Genomic DNA, 21,037 nt, shown 5'->3' with positions numbered 1-21,037 from the left:
CGGCACACGTCGTCCCGGAGACGGCCCTCTCTCAGGTCGAGAGGAGCGAGCTCATGACGAGCCTGAAACTGGCGTGGCGACTGGTCCGCGCGGGCGGGTGGCGAGCGCTGCTGGCGCAGACGTTGACCATCGCCGCCGTCGTACTCGCGACGGCCCTGCTGTTGTTCGCGGTCTCCGGCAACTACGCGTTCGCCGACCGCGCGGATCGCACGACCTGGAGGCAGGCGGACTCGGTCCCCGAGAGCGACGCCACCGCGATCGAGGCCTACGCGATCGACTATGTGGACGATCTTCCGTATTCACGGATCGATTTGGCCGCGATCCCGGGCGAGGTCGCCCCGGTTCCTCCGGGGCTGGATCGTTTTCCCGCGCCCGGGGAGGTCTGGGTGTCGCCCGCTCTGCGCGACCTCATCGGCAACCTGCCGAACGACCGGCTCGCCGATCGCTTCGGTGACATCACGGGCGTCCTCGGCGACGAAGCGCTCGCCCACGCGGACGAGCTCGTGGTCGTCGTCGGCAACAAAGCCGACTCACCCGCGATGACGGCGCAGCGTTTCGGCCCCGGCTCGACCTTCATCGCCGATTTCGACTCCGGTCGAACGGCGGATCCGTACGGTCTCTATCGCGCGCTGATGGGCATCGCGACGGTCCTCATGGTCGTCCCGTTGCTCGTGTTCGGCGGGGCGTCGGCCCGGTTGACGGTCGCCCGGCGGGACGAACGCCTCGCCACGCTCCGCCTTATCGGCGCGACCCCCGGCCAGGTCGTGCGCATGACGGCGGTGGAGGCGGTCATCGCCGCGTTCGTCGGCGCGATCGGCGGCACCCTCCTCTACCTCGCGGCGACGCCGCTCCTGGCGCAGATCCCGATCGACGGCGCGAGCTGGTTCGTCGGCGATCTCATACCTCCACCACTGTGGATTGCCGGGAGTCTCGTCGCGGTGCCGCTGCTGGTCGGGGTGTCGGCCGTGATCGGTCTGCGTCGCGTCGTCGTCAGTCGCCCGGGGTCACCGCGCGGCAGACGCCTCCGGCGCTGCGAGTGTTCCGGCTCGCGGGGGTCGTCGTGTTCGGGGCGGCGTTCATCGTCCTCACTCGAACGGTATCGAGCAGTGACACCTTCGGCACCATCATGATCCTGGTGATGCTGGGGGCGACCTTCGTCGCGATCAACTACGCCGGGCCGTGGGTGGTCCGCCTCATCGGGGTGATCCTGTCCTCCACGTCGCGTCGGGCCTCGACCTTGTTGGCGGGGCGTCGTCTCCTCGACGATCCACGTTCGGCGTGGAGAACGGTCGCCGGTGTCTCGATGACGGGTTTCGTCGCGGGTTTCATCGCGATGCTCGCGCCGACCATGTCGGGTGCCGAAAGCGAGGTCGTCACGGTCAGCGTCGGGGTACCGGCGGAGACCAGCGACGACGCCCGCTCCGAGATCGCCGAGAGCCTCCCGACGAACGCCACTCTCCTTCCCCCCGACCACGAATCCGGCGAAGGCGAACTCACCTTCATTCACGTCGATGTCGAGCCGGACGCGGCGCTCGTCGACGAGGTGCGCACTCTGCTCGCCGGCTGGTCGCCCGCATCGCCGCCGTTCGCCACGAGCGACGGTCGAACGTCCGAGGCCCTCCTGTTCACCGACATCCGCGTCGGAGTGACGGTCGTGATGTCCGTTTCGATCGTCATCGCGATGGTCTCCGCCGCGATCTCCGGAGCCTCATCGGTTCTCGACCGGCGTCGCACCTATGCGCTGCTGCACCTGTCGGGCACCCCCATGGGCGTGCTCAACCGGGCCCGACTCGCCGAGACGATGTGGCCGCTCGCGATCATGGGCGGCGGTTCAATCGGGACCGGTGTCATCCTCGGTCTGCCGATCGCCTCCGAGTTCAACGCCGTCGGCGTCACCACCCTGCTCGCCACCATCGGCCTCGGCGTCGTCGGAGTGATCGCGGCGAGCGCGATCAGCCGCCCGCTCCTGAGATCGGTGATGCTCAACGCCAGCCCCCGCCCCGACTAGGGCGCGTGCGTCGGGTCCGCCTCCGTACCAAGCGGGTCTCAGGTGGAGGCGGCGCGGGGTCGGAGGTGCCACCGAGTACCGGTGCACCGGCAACGCCGTGAGGCGCCGCTGGCACCCGCGCGGTGGGCACCGTCCCACGGTCGTCCCGTCACAAGGTATCGGAACCGAACCGCCGGAAAGGGAACGACCAAGGGCAATGCTCGGCGCGCCTCCAGCTGGCGCGCCGAGCATCGATCCTCACCAGTGGACGGATTCCCGACGCAGCCGCCGAGCGACCCCGGCGCTTCGAACCACGCGAGGCTCAGGGCCACATCGGAATCACGAGAAGTACGACGTCCGAGTCCACGACGGTGAGCGCGTATCCGGCCACTGCCTGGCGATTTACCGTGAAAACGCGCACAGAACATCGACGGCGGGCGCCGGTTCCGGCAAGATGTCATTCGATGTCTGACAGCGGAACGACAACCATCACCAGTCTGCGTTCCGTCACACCCACGATCTTCGTGCCGGCGATCCTATTCGGAATCGGCCAGGGCGCGATCGCGCCGATCGTCGCGTTGTCGGCGCTCGACATGGGCGCGTCGATCGGCGTCGCGAGTCTCGTCGTCGCGCTCGTCGGCATCGGCCAGCTCATCGGCGATCTACCCGCCGGGGCGCTCGCGAACCGTTTCGGGGAACGCCCCGCCATGATCGCCTCCGGCATCCTCATGTGCGTCGCACTCCTCGTCTGCGTGCTGGCGGAGACGGTGTGGGTGCTCGGCATCGCGATCTTCGTGACGGGGCTGGCGGGGGCCGTCTGGGGCATCGCCCGACACACCTACCTCACCGAGGTCGTGCCGTACCACCTGCGCGCCCGCGCGATGTCCACACTGGGTGGGACACATCGCATCGGCATGTTCATCGGGCCCTTCGTCGGAGCCGCCGCGATGCGACTGTGGGACACCGACGGCGCGTACTGGGTCCACATCGTGTCGGCGCTCGCGGCATCGGCGCTGGTGGCCTTTTTGAAGGACCCTGCCTCGATCAACCCGACCTCCCCAGCGGGAGGCGGGAACGCCGAATCGACGTGGACGGTCCTGCGGCGGCATGTGCCGACCTTTCGCACGCTCGGGCTCGGCGTTCTCGCCGTCGGCGCCGTCCGCGCGTCCCGGCAGGTGGTCATTCCGTTGTGGGCGGCACATATCGGTCTCGACGCGACGACGACGGCGATCGTTTTCGGCCTGTCCGGTGCCGTCGACATGCTGCTGTTCTATCCGGCGGGGAAGGCGATGGACCGGTTCGGGCGCGCGTTCGTCGCCGTCCCGTGCATGACGGTCATGGCCATCGCCCTCGTGCTGCTGCCGTTCACGACCGGCCTGTGGTCACTCCTGGCGGTCGCCCTGCTGCTCGGTCTCGGCAACGGGATGGGTTCGGGAATCGTCATGACGCTCGGATCCGACGCGTCTCCTCCCGTCGGCCGTTCCCAGTTCCTCGGCGGCTGGAGGCTCTGCGCCGACCTCGGCAACGCGGGCGGTCCGTTGTTGATCTCTGGCATCGCGACGATGTTCGCGCTCGCTCCCGCTGTCTTCGCGACGGCGGCGGTCGGAGCGGCGGGCGCGGTGATGCTCGGCAAGTGGATCCCACGACGATCGGCATCACCCAGGCTCAAAAGTCGAACCGGCTGAGCTCGGCCCGCAGCACGGGATCGTCCATGCCGGGAAGGAAGTAGCCGGTGTCTTCGCTCCACTCGACGACGAGGTCGTCGAGGGTGACGGTCCATTCCGCGTCTGCCAGGAGTCGTCGCGCGCGGGTGAGCCCGCCGAGCCACGCCGACATCGAGGGCAGGTAGTCGCCGGGGTTCCGGGGAGCGCTCACCGAGCCGTCCACGATGCCCCGGCCCGAAGCCGAAGGGTGGACGCTCAACGTCTCGTCGTCGAAGACGGCGTTCTCCGTCATATCCGCGTTGATCCGTCCCGTCCCCGAAGCGAGCGCGGTGTCAAGGCATCGCCGGAAACCCAGCCGTGCTTCGCGGCGCGAGCCAGGCGCTTTCGAAACGGCGACGGATGAGAACAATGAGGACGAATATGGATCTCCTGCGCCGCAATACTTCCCACCATCGCCTGACAGAATGAAACTCGTCCGTGTCAGCATGACGGATTCGAAACGGATCGCCGCCGAATACGTCGAGACTGGACGGCGTCCCGCCAGCGTGGAGTGGAGCAGCCGACGCACCGCGAATGACGGCACATCGCCGTCTGCGGACTTGCCGACCGAGAAGGTCACTCGTACCGGGGCGACTGGCCATCAGTTCAGGCGCGCGGTCTCGCTCAGGTCCTCGACGGCGCCGTCGAGCCCACCGATCGGCGCGGAGTGCACAGTCTCGGCACTGACTCCCTTGCCCGTGTATCGCCAGCGCACCAGCTCGATCACGTCGAGCCGACTCGACGTGATGAGTCGATCCCGGTGGTATTCGCCCCAGACGGCGAGCGCCTCGGGGGCGATCACGGTCCCCGCGAAATGCAGCAGACTCGCATACCAGATGTCGCGATGGAAGTCGGTCTCGTAGTCCGGGTGGCCCGCCTCTTCGACGGCGGCGACGAGGTTCCCGTGAATCGCTTCGGGAGTATCGCCGGAATGGTCGATGAGAGCCAAGACCCCGCCTCGATGCGGCGCGACTCCGCGGAAGGTCACGGTGATGGGGGTGGACGCGGCGGCAGCGGCGTCGATCGCGGCGATGTACCGGGCGATGTGCTCGTCGCCGCTGAAGTCTCGGACGCTGTGGGGTTCGAAACCACGCAAGGTCACGTGCATGGACGGCTCGCCGTGCAGCCAATGTCCCGCGCCGGCGAGCGCGGCGGCCTCCGCTCCGACGTCGGACAGGGCGGTGATCGCCTCGCGTCCCGGCCGCATGACGGCGCTGACGCCCCATCGTGGCCCGCCGTCGACGAGTGGCAGGTCGGCCTGGATGTCCCCGCCGCGCAGTGCGGCGATGCCTTTGGCAAAGAACTCATCATCGCGAGACATCCGCCAACCTTAAACGGCCACAATCGTTCGCGCTGACCACGGATGTTCAGATGACGTCGAACACGGTCATGGCGAGTGCCCGCCGACCGGCGTCATGGCCGACGGGTGGTGGGAGGCACGGGGTCCTCGATGATCTCGGCGTCCACGACCTCGGGTTCCAGAACGGCCGGGATGATCGGGGCGATCGCCTTGTCCATGGCGATGAAGACACGCCGGACGGCGTTCGGGTCGGGGGTCGCCTGCACGTCCAGGTACTCCCCGTTGGGAGCCTGGATCGTCACCGCGGGTCGTCGGCTCGACGGCTTCATCCGCAGGAAGGTCGCCACGGCCATCGCCAGGGTTCCCAACTGGGCCGGGGTGTTCAGGGTCGCCTCGATCGTGTCGCCGTCGCGACGAAGGTTCAGTTCGGCGACCAAGGGAATCCGTTGAACCCACGCGAACAGTTCGTCGCGCGCGTCATCATCACCGTTGACGTCCAGAACGACTTCGACCACGGTTGCTCCCTTTCCACGACTGGCCTTCCATCTTGCCGCACCGACACGGTCACAATCGCACAAAAAGGACGAACAGTCGTGGGCTGAAGCGTGTGTGGGAGCCTCGTTTCCCGGCGCCGGCGCCTCGCCGCCCGAAGCGCATCCATCTGAAGACAACCACGACGGAGGGGAGTCCGCACACGCCAGAGCGGTTAACCGCGGTTGTACTTCTCCCACCACGTGAACGGCAGGCGGTACGCCTCCGGGGTGTTGTCGGCGGCGTGGCTGGCGAGGCCGTTCTTGCCGAAGTAGTAGTCGTGGACCTGCGGCTGAGCCGCGCTCGCCAGATCCGGGTCGGCCACTGCGACCGCGTGGATGTGGTAGTCGAAGCCCTGCGCCGGCGTGCGAAGCCACGCGGCGAAACCGACGCGGCGCAGTTCGCGCACCATCTGCCACCGCTGCGTCGTGGACAGGCCGCTGACGCTGATGTCGACGACGCCGCCGCCGTCGTGGGTGCCCGCGGAGCCGGGGTTGCTCGACGTGTACGAGCCCTGAGTCAACCGGATGCTCGTCGACAGTCGAGCATCGGCCGCGGCGAGCATCCGAACGGTCCGCGTGTTCGTGCGTTTTCCGCTGTAGGAGTCGGTGCGGGAACCGGGGCTGATCGGACGAGACACGGTGTACCGTCCACTACCGAGGTTCGTGAGTGAGGTCTTACCCGGCATGCCGTTCGCGTCCAGCCCCGAGTAGCCGAGGCTGCGCTGCAATGCCGAGTACGCCGAGATCGTCGACGTTCCGAAGTGGCCGTCGACCTGCGCGGAGTTGAGCAGCCCCTTGGCCTGGAGTGCCTGCTCGACCAGCTTCACGCTGGGGCCCGCGCCGGGTGTGATGCCGGTGCCCGACTTACGCGGATCGACTTGAGCGGCCACCAGCACCATCTCCATGTCGACGGTGGCGAGCGCCTGCACTTCGTCGGCGGTGGCGCTGTGCGCGGCCCAAGCGCTGGGAACCGCGACCGTCGCCGCGATGAGACTTCCACGGGTCAGGAGCCACCGTCGGCTCCGAGTCTTACGCGGGGTGGCGGGTTGCTCGGTCATTGTGCCGGTCCTTTCTGGCAACCGATATGAGGGACGACGATTCACCTGACGAACAGCATGATTCGTCGCCGTCCGCATAGATTAGATACGGATACAACAATCAATGCATCATGGATGGTTCATGGTTATGGGCGAACGCCACCGGACGGTGCCCGTACGGGTTCAGAACACCGCATCCGGCCCTTCATACCCCTGCCGAACAGCTCATTCATTCGACGGCGATGCGAGCGCTAGTCGCCCGACACCGAATCCGCTCATTGCCGAAGTGATTATGGATGTGGGAGGACAATTAAGCGTTCCTGAAATCAGGGGCGAAATGTGGACCCGTCCGTCGAACGTGAAGGGGGCGGCGGCACCGGCTCGGACGCCCGAAACGCTCGGCGACACCGGCTCGCCGTCAGGTTGGGCCGCCGTGGCCCCGTGTTCACGACCGTGGGACGGAGCGGTCAGCGAAGTGAGAGGGCACCCGGCTGGACGGTCACCGAGAAGCCGCGAACGTCGCCGACCTCGTCGCCGTCGATCTCGAACGGCTGCGGCTCGGCGAGTTCGACGCCGAGTTCGGTGACGGTGAGATATTCGGCGAAGTCGGTGCTCTCGGCGTCGGCACCACCGGCGAAGAGTCGTTTGAGGCCGTTGTCCCAGGCGATCGTCTTGAGCGCTCCCAACCATTCCCCGACTCCGGCGGCGCTGACCATGAGCACGTCGAGCACTCCGTCGTCGGGTCGCGCGTCGGGCAGGATGCGCATGCCGCCCTGGATCGTTCCGCAATTGCCGATCAGCATGGTGTGCGCCTTCACTCGCGCCGCCGTCGCACCGTTGACGCTGAGGGTGAAGTCGACCAGTTCGCTCGCGGTGAGTGCCCTGCCCATCGCCTCCGCGTATGCCATCCAGCCGATCTTGGCCTTCAGTTCGTCGTCGGTCTCGTTCAGCATCCGCGCATCGACGCCGAAGCCGGCCATGACGACGAAACCGTGCTTCCTCGTCCCGACGGCCGTGTCGATCTCGACCCACCCCATGTCGACCGAACGCGGCGAGGCCGTCGCGACGCGGTGAAAGGCCGCTCGCGGGTCGGCGATCGGTATCTCGAGATTCCTGGCGAGCAGATTCCCCGTCCCCTGTGGAACGATGCCGACGCTGACTCCGGTTCCCGCCAGCTTCTCCGCGACGGCGCGAACCGTGCCGTCCCCGCCCGCGGCGACGATCGTGTCGCACCCCGCGGCGAGCGCCGCTGCGGCGGGGCCCTGACCTGGGTCGTCCTTCGTCGTCTCGAACCAGAGAAATTCGGCGGCGACCCCGGCTCGATCGAACGCGGCGACAGCGGCGGACGCGAGCTCGCCCTTGTCGCCCTTCGACGGATTCCACACGATGCCCAGAGTCGTCGCCACGGCGCCATCATAGGCCCCGACGCCGAACCGCCACCGCCGCGACGACCAGGCGGACGATGGCGACGAACAATCCGACTGCCGCACAACGGTTCCGCGCGTGATCAGCATCGCGAAGACCGCGACGGTCACGAGGGCACGCTCATCCGCGGATGCTCCGGAGGGCTCGTCGGGCTATGAGAGCGGAAGTACGAACCACCTGCCGACGTCACCGAGTTCGCTCCGCATTCCTGTGTCGAGGGCGTCATATCCGTCGAGGTCGCACCGCTCGTCGGGGTCCGAATCATGTTGCGACACCGGCAGGTTCCGGCGCCGGCGCCGGAACGATCAACCGCGGCGGCCACGGCGGGAGGAGCGTGACGGCCAGATCTCGTGGGGATCGCCCAGTCGATCATGGTGAACCGGCTCTACTCCGATTCGACGGGTCACGGCCGACCGTCGTCGTCAGATCCGAGTGTTGCCCGATTCCGTGATCGCGTTGACGCAACGCGAGAGGCCCGGTTCTGCGCCCGAACCGGCGATGCGCTGACCGGTGGTTCCGTTGTAGTAGCGGCCGTCGTACTGGTTGTCCTCGACGCGATTGCCGGACCCGCAGGTCTCGCTGGAGCGGAACCGCCAGAACGAGACGAACGCCCTGTCGGTGGCAGCACTGCCGGATCGGCTGAAGGTGTTGTCCGACACCAGGTTGTCGACGGTGCCGTTGCGCAGCCGCACCACGTCTCCCGTGATGTCGGAGAAGCGGTTGCCGGTGATCTCGGAGTCGCTGCTGCCGTTGGCCGCGTAGACACCGTGGATGCAGCCAGGGCAGTCGGTGTTCTCCAGCTTGCGGAAGATGTTGTTGGTGATGGTGTTGTTCGACGAGCCCAACAGGTGGACGGCCGCGTAGCCGTCTCCCCCTCCGACGTACTTGTTGCCGAGCTTCTCGAAGATCATGTTGCGGACGGTGTTTCCGTCGGTGTCCAGACGAAGACCGCCGGTGCGGTAGTTGCGCACCAGTACTTCCCGGACGTCCAGGGACGGACCGCCGTGGGAGTCCATCCAGTACCGCGCGGTGCCGGTGGCCCTGCTGCCGTCGAACACCGGGCGTTCGGTGCCGCCGTCGCGTCGCAGGGCGATCGTGGTCTGCGGAACGCCGGCCCAGTTGACGGTCGCGGACTCGTAATAGGTACCTGGCCGGACCACGATGGTCGCCGACGTGGAATCGATGTCGGCCAACAGATCCCGAGCGCCGCGCAGGCTCTTCAGCGGACGCCCCGAACTGCCGTCGGCGTCGTCGTCACCATTGACGGCCAGATAGACCGTCACGGACGCGCTGTCGGCGGTCGCGATCGTGGTGCCGAAGCCCGCCACGGCGAGAACGGTGACGACGGCCGCAGCCATCCAGGCGAGCCGGGATCGACGTCGCATGTTTCCTCCACTGTGTGCTACCGACCGACCCGAGGACACGGACGTGGTGATCGGTGGTTCCGCCGAGCCTACCGAGAATCCCAGCGAAGCAGACATCACGATCCGGCGACGAAGAACGGCGCCAGCCGCATTGATCTATTTGAGGACGTCGAAGTCCCCTTGGAGGATGTTCACGTACTGCTTGATAGTGGCGTACGTGGTCTTCAGGAACTGGATGAACATCATGCATTCATCCCAGATGGCCTCGAGGACGCCGAGGATGAGATCCCACAGCTCGCCGATAGCGTCGATCAGCCCGCTCAGTCCACCGCTGGGACCGTCATGCTGACCGAGGAGCGCGAGCAGAAACTTGCGGGCCTTGCCCACATAGAACCTGGCGAGCCAGACGAGTGTCTTAATGAGATGCTCATACTGCATCGCCATGCCCTCGCACTGGAGAGCGAGCATCCAGCAGAGGTTCGCCAATCCGTCCATGCACGGCGCCCACCGACCGCGGATGAGATCGTCCACAAAGACCTCGGAGGCGCCGCCCGGACCACTGTCCCAATGACCGTCCAGGGTGGTCACGCCGCTTTCCAAGTCCTCGTACAGCTTGGTGAACGCGGGTTCCAGCTGTTCCCAGGCCTTGCCGAGCTGGCGCAATCGGCCGGAGTCCCCGATGACGTCCGTGGACAGCTTTCCGAGGATGTCGTAGTCGGTGAACTGCTTGATCAGATCGTTGAGGTTGCTGGACAGACTGAGCGTCTGGCTGACGGCCTTTCCGGCCTCTTCGTCGAAGATCCCGACGACGTCTCCGGCGATGTCGGCACCGACCTCGGCAATCTGACCGGCCGTTCCCAACTGATCGGCGATGATTCCGCCGAAGATGTCGTCGAGCGCCCCACGCACCCAGTCGATGAAGAACGAGTCGTACTCGGGCTCCTTCAGCTCGACGTCCGGACCGTCGCTGTATCCGTCCGCGACGCCCTGATTGTCATCGGCGATCTGGCTCGCCCCAATGGTCTCATCACCCGTGTACCCCGAATCGTCGCCGAAGTCGAGCACGACGACGTAGCTCTCCGCGAGGCCTTCGGCCCCCTCGGCGTCGGTCAGGCAATACCTGTCCGCGGTCAACGCCAACTCGTTGGACATCCGCAGGATGCGGTCTTCGGCCACACCCATGATTTCGACCATCTTGTCCCGGTACATCCCCATGAGGTCCTGCAACAACCAAAGGGGACCATCGAGCTTCGCGGGATCGGTGTTGGTCGAGCAATACGCGCCCATGGAGCCGATCACAGTGGAATCACCAACCAGTTGCTTGGCGAAGCCGCGCAGATGCCTCGGTTCGACGTCCACACTCATCGGGCCCTCTTCTCCATGCGCTCGCGGTACTCGTCCAACGCCAGTTCACGGGCACGCTCGAATTCGAACCCTTGCTTGACCAACTGCCCCACCCGGCTCATGACCTCAAGCCTGGGCCGTATCCACTCGTGTGCCTTCTGGACGTCCGGATCGTCCCCGGCGCCGGTCAAGACGTCCTCCCCCTTGACCTCGCCGCTGTTCACACGTTCCAGCACCTTCCGGTAACCGGAAGGAGCACCCTCCGGGCTCTTGAGTTCGGTGGTCCGCAACTCGCGCGTCTCACGCTCCAGGCGCTCGACCATCGACGCGGCCCGATGCTCAAAGTCCTCGATGACGCGGCGGCGGCGCTCATCGGCCCGCGCCGCCTGGTCCCTCAGCTCTTCCACGGCCCGGGCGATGCTGGACAGGTCTCCGTGGCGATCATCGAGCCTTCGTGAGGCTCGCGGCCCTTCGAAGAAGAGAGGCTGTGAAGGAAGGTTCATACTTCAACGTGTACCCACGCCCAGCACAAGAACAGCATCAGCGGAGCACACGCCGACACTGCGAATCAACACGATTCTGTCAGCCGGAGGAGCGAATACGTTGCAGCGCAGTAATCTTCTGAGCCAGGACTCAGCATTTGGCCATAGGGTCACAACATGGCGGAAGAGGAAAGACTCGAAGAACAGTTCACACTCATTCACCGAACGAACTCAGTAGGTCCTCAGTGGAATTACCGTGGCCATTTCTGGTCCGCGCGTCGTCCACTCGACGGTGATCCACCCACCACGGTCTCGGTTCGATGCTCCCAGTGCCGCAAACGGCTCGAATTCCGAGTGCAATCGACCCGTGCGATGAAACAGAGGGTTAGAGTACTCAAGCTGTGCGCGGCCGCGTCGCTTCTCGTCAGCGTGCTGGCGGTGATCGCGTGCATCATGCTCGACAACGCCGCCGGTGAGGGACTGGTTCGCCCCGGCGACGACGCCGACACGTCCCAGGCGGGCATAGTGTTCGCGGTGATCCTGGCAATGACAGCCGGCGTCAGCGCGTGGAGCTTGCTCCTCACCGCGATAGGTCAGGTCGGCGTACTCGGCAACGGCGCCGGAGCGGCCAGCCTCACCAAGCACAGCGTGGAGCGGGTTGTCGACTGATCCTCGAACCGTCGAGTGAGAACCAGCCGGTGGAACGATTCCACCAGGGAAGCCCACCCGCAACACCACCCACCTTCAGCTTGGTGGGGCGACGCAAAGACCCATCAAGCCGTGATACCGCGCTACCCCGCCAAGGTGACGAAAGGTGGCCGGGCCGCGATGCCCACGCGGCCCGGCCGGGTGAGGCTCCGCACGGTCCACCTCCGTGCGAAACCCCTGGGGGATAAAGGTGCTAGCGGCGGCAGAGCTGCTCGACCAAGGTCGGACAGGGCCATTCGCTCCGACATGATCGACACCTCGCCACCTTGTGGTCCCGGCGGGCGGCCCGCGGCCCAAAGAGCCGCACCGCCAACCGACGAAGGCCTGACCGACGGGGAACATGCGCCAGGCACACGGCATCGCCGTCCCGGCTTGTCGCTTTCCGGTGTTCCGTGGCGCACTCCCTTGGCGGGACTGGTACTGTGCCGGGCGTCGGGGTGGTCGGCGGTCCGATCTCGGGTGTGGGTTCCGGCGGCGTGGGCTCAGAAGGAAGCGCGGGCTTCGACATCGTGGATCCGGCCCCGGTGGCCGACGGCGGCCGCATTGACGAGATCGGTCGAGTCAGGTCCCAATGAACCGGCCCGACTCGATCCGGCTTCTTGTTAGGACGGAACCGGTCGCCTTCAACTGAACCAGGTCGGTCGGCTGGAACGGCCGGGCATCGTCCGACGGCTCGGCCCGTGGTGAGGTGGCGTGGCCCGGACGTTCCCGCATCAGGTCCAGGAATGCGGCGACCATCCAGATAGAACGTCACCCAGCGGTGTCGGGAATCGGCTTTCGGTCGGTGGTCGGGCGCTACCTCGACGAAAATCGCCACCGGCGTGCCGTCTGGCCGCCGCCGTAGCCATGGGATGTCACGACCGGTTCGGCGCGCAGCGCTTCGCATCACAGCGGTTCCGTCGGCGGGGTCCTGGTGACGCACGGACTCTTCCGACGAGCCGGGGCGTCGAGTCCGAGCCTGTTCGACGATGCGTTGCGCGAGGTTCCGCCAGTCTTCCTGGTATTGCTGGGCCGCAACGATTCGCGGCGTTGCCACGGGTGCCGGAAGGTCGAGGTGATAGTTCAGGGTCGTCACTGCCCGCCCGCCCCTCGCCCGACCGCCGCGTCGGTACCGTCCAGGTTGGTCATGTCGGCGCCGTTCACGGCTACCGGGTGGACATCATCCATAGTGGCCTTCTCGTAGAAGTTGCCACTGTGCGCATGGGATCGGCGTTGCTGCGCGTCACCGAACCAATGGCGGTACTGGTCATCGATCGGTTCGGGGTCGGCCAACGCCGACGCGAGGTTCACCGTTGGGGAATCGAGCCGGGACGCGGATGCCTCGGTGCCGATCGTGTGTTGAACGGGTACGGGGCCGTCGGTCGTGGCGTCGTTCGGATCGTCGGATCGGTAGCGGTCGATGACGGTCCTCGTTATGTGCCAGGCGATCGCGGGTTCGCCGGCCCAGTCGAGTTGGCCGGTATCGAGGTACAGCAAGGGGATCGCCGTCCCGAGGGCCGTCACGACGCCGAGCGGGGCGGCGACGGCGCCGCTGCCGACGAGCAGGTCGACCCTGGCACGGCCGGGGCGCTCCATGGTCACCACGACGATCCGGCCCTCCACGACCATCGTCCCCAATGACCGTACGTCTGACGGGACCACGGGCTTCCAAGAACCGCAGCGGTTCTCGGCTTCTCGCGTATCGCGTAGGTGGGGTTCGTCGGGGAGGCTCGGATTCTCGATGGCGGTGACGGGAGTCGATCGGTAGCGGTCGACGGTGGTCCTCGTTATGTGCCAGGCGATCGCTGGTTCGGACGCCCATGCGCGCTCGCGCGTGTCGAGGAACAGCAGTGGTACGGCGGTGTCGAGACCGGTGACGGCTCCGAGCGGGCCGGTGACGACGCCTCGGCTTCCGAGCAGGTCGACGCGCGCCTCCCCGCGGCCCGTGGTGGTGATGACGGCGGGGCAGCCTTCGACGGTGAACACGCCGAGCGGTCGGGCCGGTTCGCTTGTGGTGTCGGTGTTTCCGGTTCCTCGCGTCGCGGTTCGGTCCGTGAGTGCGGTGCGGCGGGGTGTGACGTCGGTGGTCGTGCGGATGTCCGGTTGTGGTGTGGGCACGGCAGCGTCGCCTCCTTTGAGTCCCTTGTGGTCTCGGATTGGGCAGTGGGCAGGGTCGTAGATAGGCATGTAGAACCCCATTTCGAGCGCTTCTCGCAGCACGCGCCGCCCCGGCACGCGGTACGAGAGTGGATGGTGGAGTGTGGAGCGAGTGGGCGTCGGGGGGNGCGCCTTGGTGGGACGCGCCGCNCGACACGGGCTCCACGGGGGCACGATCGNTNGCGGCGNGGGCGCTCNNCGNNGTGNCGGGCCTTGCCGANGTTTGATCGTGTTAAGCCGCAGGCNGCGACGTGAAANTNATCGATGGTGGTGGAAGCCTGCGGTATCGAGGTAGCCGGGCCGTTACCCGGCTGGCACAATGGGTACGGATAGGGGTCGGTTTCCGTCCATGACGGGAACCTCCTTTCTCAAAGACCGGAGCGGACTTGCCTGGAAGCTGTGTGCCGCTCCGGTCGTTCTATGTCTCCACACGCGAGCGTTCGACGGCTCGGTGGGGAATTCTTGTGGGGTAAGCATCTTCGAGACACCTACCCAGCGGATACTACTCCGCGTGACGNNNCANCGAAAGCCCCGACCCCCTACATTCGACACATTCATATAGCTCGCTACATGCACACACGCTCCACATACGCGTGTTCCGTCGATTGTGCTATGACGGAAGCGTCACCTCTAACTCGGACCCGACCACGTTCGGCTTGACGGCCCGGCCGTGACTTGAAGGCGGCCCCACGCGAGGTCCGGCGGGGAGCGCCAATACATCCCCCCCAACATGAAAGAAGCAGCGCCCTTAAGGCGCTGCTTGGTACTGGCAAGGACAGCGACATCAGCTCGGGGTCGGGTCTATCTGTCGCCGATGAACGTCAGGTTCCGCTCCAAGACCGGTATGGATTGATGTCGCCGCAACAAGCACCGTTCGTCGCGGTTCACGCCCACTCTGGACGAACCGCCGCGCTCCAAACCGTCAGGCCATCCTGCTCGATACTGTCGACCAACCCAGGAAGTTCAATGGTCGTCACCTTGTCACCCGTGAGCCGGTCAAGAACGACAACACGGGCACCACCATCGGCTTGCTCCGTGAAGACGACGACAGAGTCACCTGTGAAAACCGTCTTGGTCGCACCGAGCCCGTTCTCAAACGACATGCTGGTATCGAAATGAGGATCGGTAGCTCCGGTTTTCAGGTCGGTAGACCACAGCATCCCTGCGCCGTCAATCCATTGTAGGTTGCCATCACGTATGGACCGATGGGCCGATCGCGCCATGCCGATCTCACCGTTCGTCAGGAACTCTCCCGGACCTGTCACCAACGGCAGCTCCACCACGTCGCCGGTCCGGGTATCCCAATTCACCAAGAGAGCCGGGTCCGTATCGAGGCTCCCCTTCTCCGATACGGCCACATAGGAAATGACGCCGTCCTCACACGCAAGAATGGGACCACTCGCTGAGAGCGACGCGGTGTCCTTCCATCCGACCAGGGATTCCTTCCCGTTCACTGATGGAAACAATTGAGCCAAGAACTCGACATCATCGGGCTTGTCACCATCGTACTTATCGGCATTGACGCCTGCCTCACTGCTGATCCCGAACAAGACGCCGTCACACACAGCGTGGTCGTAGTAGGCGCCCTGCACGTCATACGCTTCAGTGCGTTCACCCGATACGACAACCTCCGTAACGTAGCCATCGCTTCCCTCAAAGCCCACATTGTATAGTCCGACATGGATCTCCGGCCCGACCAGACTATGGCTAAGCTGCTCCGAACCACGTTTGACACTCGGAGAAGTCGAGAGGCCACGTTCGTCGAGCTGGTAATCACTATCGGCGTCACTGAAGAAGACACCATCGGACGTCCAATCGATGTCGCCGCCGATCAAGTCACCGACGCGCGTCGTTACGAAGCTGCCGTCTTCCCGGACAAGGACAAGGTAGCTCGGACCCTCCTCGCGCGGTTGGTCAATAACGTCCATATTGCTCACCATAAAGGCAACCACATAGGATGAATCGAGCCGGATGGAGTCATTCTCCACCGCAACATCGTCGAACATAGTTGCCGCGCTACATGCTGACAACGCCAGCGAGCAAGTTCCAACAACGCCAATAATCCGTTTCATCAAACCCCTCAACGCGTACTCGAATGAGACAAGAGTTCCACCCAAGAAATACCTACGTGTACCAACTGACAGATAGACGGGATCGCCTGGCCAGACTTTATAGGCGAGGCGATCCCGAATCAACTAATTAAGAGTCTTGTATCTCGTTGTACTTCCGTCCGCAGCAATGTTCGAAGGAAATACTGCGGTTCCCCCATTACCATCGACATTAATTCCAACATACATGTAGGCACGCCAAACGAGCTCCGAACAATTGAGCTTCGATGCCCCGTTGACCCTGTTAAATGTAAAGATATAGTCATAGGGCTTGTAGCGCAGACTATTCAACGCATACTCTCCCGCAGCTTCACGCTTTGCAACGGTTGTCTCGACTCGATACAGTGAAACCGGTCCAGTAACGGTTGGTTCCTCATGAATCCACTTGAACCGACTGACATCACCGGCGCCCGGGTGGTGCACAATCCGGCTGCGTTCCGAATAAATTCCGGTGTGTCCGTGTGGGTAAAGTGCCGTAGTTGCATACGAAGTGAATATAGCGCCCGCATGTTCATTCTGAAGGGGTACCTTGCCTCCGCCTCCTCCGTTGACGCACTCATCACCTCCACAACCACTAGTTCCCTCGACTGCCGCTGCCTCAGCCTCCTCAAGTCCCTGCAAAAGAACCTGATCATAGGTTTGACCGAGCTCCTTTGAGGCCGCCTCCAGAGATTCCCGTACATCTGCTTCAGTTGCTCCAGGATTCAGTTCTACGAGGCGCGCCAGCGGATCTGTAGCAGCTTGTGCAACGCCAATTCCAACAGAAGATCCGACGAGGCTACCAACGGCCACCGCAGCGATCAAATGCGCCCAACCGCGCAATGTGAAATATCTAGGCTTCTTGCCATGGCTCATGTTCTTCAGTCTTCCCTTCCGTAACTTCAAACAATTTTCACGTGCTCGATTGTCCACTTCAGCTTTTCAATCGATTCAATGACCTCGCGGGATGACCAACCTGGAAATGCCATTGGAATGCCTCAAGGTGATGACACCCTCGGTCAATTCATCCGCCGATCCGTTACCGCTAAGACCACTTGACCTCGATGATAGTTCGAGTATCCACAAGAGGCGTCACGTTCAGTAGTGCCCTTGAAAGCGATTTCCTCAAACTCGGCCAGCTACCCGAATCCGCTTTCCCAGGCCAGGGAGTGTTCACACATTACAATTCAACTTTGTCAACATATCGCCAGATCACCGTACGTAGTCAGAGAGTCCAATAGGGAACCCATTTGGACTATATCGATATGGCCGTTCAGGTGACTGCCTTCTACGATCGTCTCGCGACTCCACCTTGGAGGTGTGACGATGGGAGCCGAACGCCTGGCCCGCGAGGGCGTGGCGCCGTTCAACATCAAAGGCACCGTGAACCTTTCATCCTGTGTGGTGAATGGCTCAGGCGATGTCGGCGGCTCGGGCTGGTGAGCAGCACAAGCGCGTGGGAATCTGCCACTTTTTGAGCTCGGCGAAGGCGTTCTTCCGGGTGCTTGGAGTCTGACGTGGATCCTGTGGTAGCTCCTCTGCGGACCAGGTTTGATGCGTCTGTTTTCCAGCGGCGCGATCATCCGGCCGTCGAGTCCGATGTAGCCCCGATCGACGAGGGCGGGCAGGTTCGCCTCGTCGAGGTGTGTCGGAATCATCCAGACTCGTGCTGCGGGGGTGTGAGGCTAGCCAGCGATGGCGTCGAGCCATAGTTGGCGGATTTTGTTGTCGGGGCCGAGGGGTTCGGTGATCGGGCCCGCCGAAACCGCCGGGATCATGACGTACTCACCCGACTCGGCATCGAGGTGAACCGTGAACAGGACCGTCGCACCCACCGTCAACAGCTCTTCGTGCAGCTCGTTCAGATACAGCGTGGTGCCCTCCCGGTCGAAACCACCCAGCTGAGTCACCGTCCCCGTCTCAGGAAACTCCCCCTTCAGGTTCTCCACCAGCTCGACCTGCCACAGCGTGGTCGGGCTGTCCTCGCCCTCCTGGTACGTCGGCTGACCGCCGTGCGCCGTCACCCGGCCGATGAAGATGTTGTCCACCTCCTCGGCGACCACCTCCGGGTTCGAGATGTCGCACACCCACAGGACATCCGCGTACTGCGTCGAGAACCACCTGTGCCCGGGCAACAGGAACAACCCGGCGACGGCCACCGCCATTCCAGCGACGAACGCCGCCGCCACGATCATGTACTTCTTCAACTCGATCTCCTTCTCCCGTGTTCGATTTCCCTTGGGGCCCAAGGTTCATCGGAGATGGGACGCGCGAAGTGTCGATCCGGTTCGGCCCGCCGTGGCATTGATCGACCGTCCGCGCGACGTCCTTCGGCTTGGTGGGGCGGGGTACGGGGCCGCACGATGATGCACTGGCAGGAGGGGAGACCCACCAAGCCGGGAAACCCGACCACCCGGCCCGAGGGCGAGAAGTATTGGTAGGTAGCAAAAGGCATGCCCCGAAAGGACATCCATCGGGCCCAAGGAAGACCGCCCCACCAAGCCGGAAGTTTCCGGCGGCCCTTGGCCCAGTAAGTGGATGTCGAAGGCTCGGATCTCCGGGTTGTACCCCACACAGCCGAGACGCGGCCCGCTCGGGAACGAGCCGCGTCGTCGTCACGACGTGTCGGCTCAACCGATCCGGTCGATGATCAGCGGCGCCCGCACACCGCGCTCGCCGATGTCGACGGCGCCGGTGAGGGCCTTGCGGGCCGCGGCGAACCGGGTCGGGTCGTCGGCGTGCAACCGCATGATCGGTTCCCCGGCGGCGACGCGCTCCCCCACCTGCGCGAGGATCTCGACCCCGGCACCGGCGGAGATCGGATCGGACTTGCGGGCGCGTCCCGCGCCGAGCCGCCACGCGGCGATGCCGACGTCGTAGGCGTCCATTCGGGTGATGACGCCCTCGGACTCCGCGGTCACGTACTCGGTCTCGTCCGCGACCGGCAGGGGCGCGTCCGGGTCGCCGCCCTGCGCGGTGACCATCGCGCGCCACGCATCCATCGCGCGGCCGTCGGTGAGCGCCGCCGCGCAGTCGGCCTCGGGCTGTCCCGCGAGCGCGAGCATCTCCTGCGCCAGTGCGATCGTCAGTTCGACCACATCGGAGGGTCCGCCGCCGGCGAGGACCTCGAGCGTCTCGGCGACCTCGAGCGCGTTGCCCGCGGTGCGGCCGAGCGGGGTGTTCATGTCGGTCAGCAGGGCGCTGCAGCGGACGCCGTGGGCGGCGCCGAGACGGACCATGGTCTGCGCGAGTTCGCGGGCGTCGTCGGGGTTCTTCATGAACGCGCCCGTGCCGACCTTGACGTCGAGGACGAGCGCGTCGGTGCCTTCGGCGATCTTCTTGCTCATGATCGACGAGGCGATGAGCGGGATCGACTCGACGGTGCCGGTGACGTCCCGCAGCGCGTACAGGCGACGGTCGGCGGGCGCGAGTTCGTCTCCGGCCGCGCACACCACCGCGCCGGGGCCGGTCAGGCCCGCGATGAACTCCTGATTGGACAGATTGACGCGGAAGCCGCGGATCGTCTCCAGTTTGTCCAAGGTGCCGCCGGTGTGACCGAGACCCCGGCCGGACAGCTGGGGAACGGCGACGCCGAAGGCGGCGACGAGCGGAGCCAACGGAAGCGTGATCTTGTCGCCGACGCCGCCCGTGGAGTGCTTGTCGACGGTCGGCTTGCCGACGCCGGACAGGTCGAGGCGTTCGCCGGACGCGATCATCGCGGCGGTCCAGTCGGCGATCTCGCGATCGGTCGCGCCGTTCAACAGGATCGCCATGGCGAGCGCGGACATCTGCTCGTCGGCGACGATGCCCTTCGTGTAGGCGTCGATCACCCAATTGATCTCTTCGGTGGACAACTCGCCCCGGTCCCGTTTGACCCGAATGATCTCGACCGCGCTGAACATCAAACTCCTCCTCAAACAACCCAGTCCGACAGGCTAAGGCAGCCGTCTCGACCGTCGGTCCCCGGGCGTCGTACGACGACGCGACCGCGCCTCGACGGCTCGCGTCCCGATCACCGACGCCAAAATCGACACATTGACACAGTGCGTTACCCTACTGACCACAAGTGAGCATAAAGCGGAGACTGGGACGGGACGACCGGAGCGCCGACGGAGACGTCACGTTGGCACGCAAGGAATACAAACCGGGGGTATCCGCGACCGGAGATCCATGGGACGAAGTCCTCGAAGATGATTGGGAGACAACGACATGACCCTTCGACAAGGCCTCGTCGCCATAACCGCCGGGCTGATCACGCTGGGGATGGTCGGATGTCAAGCCTCACCCGTATCTGAGGCGACGAAAGCACCTTCGGAGGCGACCGAGTCAAGCCTCGACGAACGCTTCACCAGCGATCCATTCACGGGCGACAAAATCGACACGGTCTGCGCGGCAGTCCAAACCGCCACTGCGGACAAGCTGGACATGCCCGACATCACCGTCGATAGGGACAATCCCTTCGACGTCCGGGGTGCGGAGTGCTCGATCGACCAGCCCGTGACGGAATCCCAGTCCGTCGAAATCGTGCTCCAAATTAACCCTCTCAACAGTGATGACCTCGAAACAGCGGCCCACTTGTTCGAGAGCAGTGACGAACCTGTGAACGAATGTCAGATCTATGACCGAATCGGGTTCCTGTATGCATCGGGGAAGATCTCGCCAGGTTCGACCCCCACCAGACCCGCGATGGTCGGAGACACCGAGTACTGCCGCACCGACATTCCGACCGAAGACACTTATGGATTTGGGATGCGCGCGGCTTTCACATCACATGGGAGCGCTGTGGTCATCGAATTCCGCGCAACACTCGACACCGTGCTGGACCCCGAGCCCCCATTGGGTGCAAGCGAGGTCGAGGCCCTCTCCGACGCCGTCATGGAGGCCGTCCTCGCCGGCCTCTAGCACCAAGAACTGTGGGGNNGGNGGACGAT

The 21,037-nt window shown here is 64.8% G+C and carries 18 protein-coding genes; 5 read left to right on the top strand and 13 right to left on the bottom strand.

The annotated features are described in order from the left end of the window. Nucleotides 1-53 precede the first annotated feature (53 nt). The 3 genes from ACM9NP_RS02650 (at nt 54) to ACM9NP_RS02640 (ending at nt 3,672) form a co-directional block, all read left to right on the top strand. Nucleotides 54-1,130 (top strand): FtsX-like permease family protein, encoded by a 1,077-nt coding sequence (locus ACM9NP_RS02650; protein WP_415644934.1) that lies wholly within the window; start codon nt 54-56, stop codon nt 1,128-1,130. After that, the gene (locus ACM9NP_RS02645) at nt 1,037-2,008 is read left to right on the top strand and encodes an ABC transporter permease family protein (protein ID WP_415645106.1); all 972 of its coding nucleotides are present in this window, start codon (nt 1,037-1,039) and stop codon (nt 2,006-2,008) included. The genes ACM9NP_RS02650 and ACM9NP_RS02645 overlap by 94 nt, the downstream gene beginning before the upstream one ends. A gap of 443 nt (nt 2,009-2,451) precedes the next feature. Then, a complete protein-coding gene (locus ACM9NP_RS02640; protein ID WP_415644933.1) occupies nt 2,452-3,672 on the top strand; it encodes an MFS transporter in 1,221 nt (406 codons plus the stop codon). Here the strand turns inward: ACM9NP_RS02640 and ACM9NP_RS02635 are convergent. The 8 genes from ACM9NP_RS02635 to ACM9NP_RS02600 form a co-directional block, all read right to left on the bottom strand. Next, nucleotides 3,653-3,943 (bottom strand): hypothetical protein, encoded by a 291-nt coding sequence (locus ACM9NP_RS02635; RefSeq protein WP_415644932.1) that lies wholly within the window; start codon nt 3,941-3,943, stop codon nt 3,653-3,655. The genes ACM9NP_RS02640 and ACM9NP_RS02635 overlap by 20 nt on opposite strands. A 348-nt stretch (nt 3,944-4,291) precedes the next feature. Next, on the bottom strand, nt 4,292-5,011 hold the full coding sequence (locus ACM9NP_RS02630; protein ID WP_415644931.1) for a hypothetical protein: 720 nt from the start codon (nt 5,009-5,011) through the stop codon (nt 4,292-4,294). Between the two features lie 92 nt (nt 5,012-5,103). Next, the gene (locus ACM9NP_RS02625) at nt 5,104-5,505 is read right to left on the bottom strand and encodes a hypothetical protein (protein WP_415644930.1); all 402 of its coding nucleotides are present in this window, start codon (nt 5,503-5,505) and stop codon (nt 5,104-5,106) included. A gap of 191 nt (nt 5,506-5,696) precedes the next feature. After that, on the bottom strand, nt 5,697-6,581 hold the full coding sequence (locus tag ACM9NP_RS02620; protein ID WP_415644929.1) for a peptidoglycan-binding domain-containing protein: 885 nt from the start codon (nt 6,579-6,581) through the stop codon (nt 5,697-5,699). A 446-nt stretch (nt 6,582-7,027) separates the two neighbouring features. Beyond that, entirely contained in the window at nt 7,028-7,966 is a 939-nt protein-coding gene (locus ACM9NP_RS02615) for a diacylglycerol/lipid kinase family protein (protein WP_415644928.1), read from the bottom strand. A 441-nt stretch (nt 7,967-8,407) separates the two neighbouring features. Next, nucleotides 8,408-9,370: a right-handed parallel beta-helix repeat-containing protein gene (locus ACM9NP_RS02610; RefSeq protein ID WP_415644927.1), complete on the bottom strand. Its 963-nt coding sequence runs from the start codon at nt 9,368-9,370 to the stop codon at nt 8,408-8,410. Between the two features lie 135 nt (nt 9,371-9,505). Then, on the bottom strand, nt 9,506-10,714 hold the full coding sequence (locus tag ACM9NP_RS02605; RefSeq protein ID WP_415644926.1) for a hypothetical protein: 1,209 nt from the start codon (nt 10,712-10,714) through the stop codon (nt 9,506-9,508). Beyond that, the gene (locus tag ACM9NP_RS02600; protein WP_415644925.1) at nt 10,711-11,100 is read right to left on the bottom strand and encodes a hypothetical protein; all 390 of its coding nucleotides are present in this window, start codon (nt 11,098-11,100) and stop codon (nt 10,711-10,713) included. The genes ACM9NP_RS02605 and ACM9NP_RS02600 overlap by 4 nt, the downstream gene beginning before the upstream one ends. A 447-nt stretch (nt 11,101-11,547) precedes the next feature. On the opposite strand from ACM9NP_RS02600, the gene ACM9NP_RS02595 reads away from it, so the two are divergent. After that, nucleotides 11,548-11,844 carry a hypothetical protein gene (locus ACM9NP_RS02595; protein ID WP_415644924.1) on the top strand — a complete coding sequence of 99 codons (297 nt, stop codon included), beginning with the start codon at nt 11,548-11,550 and terminating at the stop codon, nt 11,842-11,844. Nucleotides 11,845-12,954: 1,110 nt separating this feature from the next. On the opposite strand, the gene ACM9NP_RS02590 is transcribed toward ACM9NP_RS02595, so the two are convergent. From ACM9NP_RS02590 to ACM9NP_RS02570, 5 genes are all read right to left on the bottom strand, one after another. After that, a complete protein-coding gene (locus tag ACM9NP_RS02590) occupies nt 12,955-13,980 on the bottom strand; it encodes a hypothetical protein (protein WP_415644923.1) in 1,026 nt (341 codons plus the stop codon). Between the two features lie 923 nt (nt 13,981-14,903). Continuing rightward, complete coding sequence (locus ACM9NP_RS02585; RefSeq protein WP_415644922.1) at nt 14,904-16,025, bottom strand: hypothetical protein; 1,122 nt, start codon at nt 16,023-16,025, stop codon at nt 14,904-14,906. A 189-nt stretch (nt 16,026-16,214) separates the two neighbouring features. Then, entirely contained in the window at nt 16,215-16,982 is a 768-nt protein-coding gene (locus ACM9NP_RS02580; protein ID WP_415644921.1) for a hypothetical protein, read from the bottom strand. A gap of 809 nt (nt 16,983-17,791) precedes the next feature. Next, a complete protein-coding gene (locus tag ACM9NP_RS02575) occupies nt 17,792-18,313 on the bottom strand; it encodes a hypothetical protein (RefSeq protein ID WP_415644920.1) in 522 nt (173 codons plus the stop codon). Between the two features lie 423 nt (nt 18,314-18,736). Continuing rightward, nucleotides 18,737-20,008, bottom strand: a complete 1,272-nt coding sequence (locus ACM9NP_RS02570) for a thymidine phosphorylase (RefSeq protein ID WP_415644919.1) — start codon at nt 20,006-20,008, stop codon at nt 18,737-18,739. Nucleotides 20,009-20,300: 292 nt separating this feature from the next. Here ACM9NP_RS02570 and ACM9NP_RS02565 point away from each other — a divergent pair, with 292 nt between their 5' ends. Next, the gene (locus ACM9NP_RS02565; RefSeq protein WP_415644918.1) at nt 20,301-21,008 is read left to right on the top strand and encodes a hypothetical protein; all 708 of its coding nucleotides are present in this window, start codon (nt 20,301-20,303) and stop codon (nt 21,006-21,008) included. The last annotated feature ends 29 nt before the right edge of the window (nt 21,009-21,037 follow it).

It is taken from the genome of Stackebrandtia soli (assembly GCF_965137155.1).
GTDB lineage: Bacteria > Actinomycetota > Actinomycetes > Mycobacteriales > Micromonosporaceae > Stackebrandtia > Stackebrandtia soli.
This window is presented reverse-complemented; position numbering and strand designations above follow the sequence as displayed.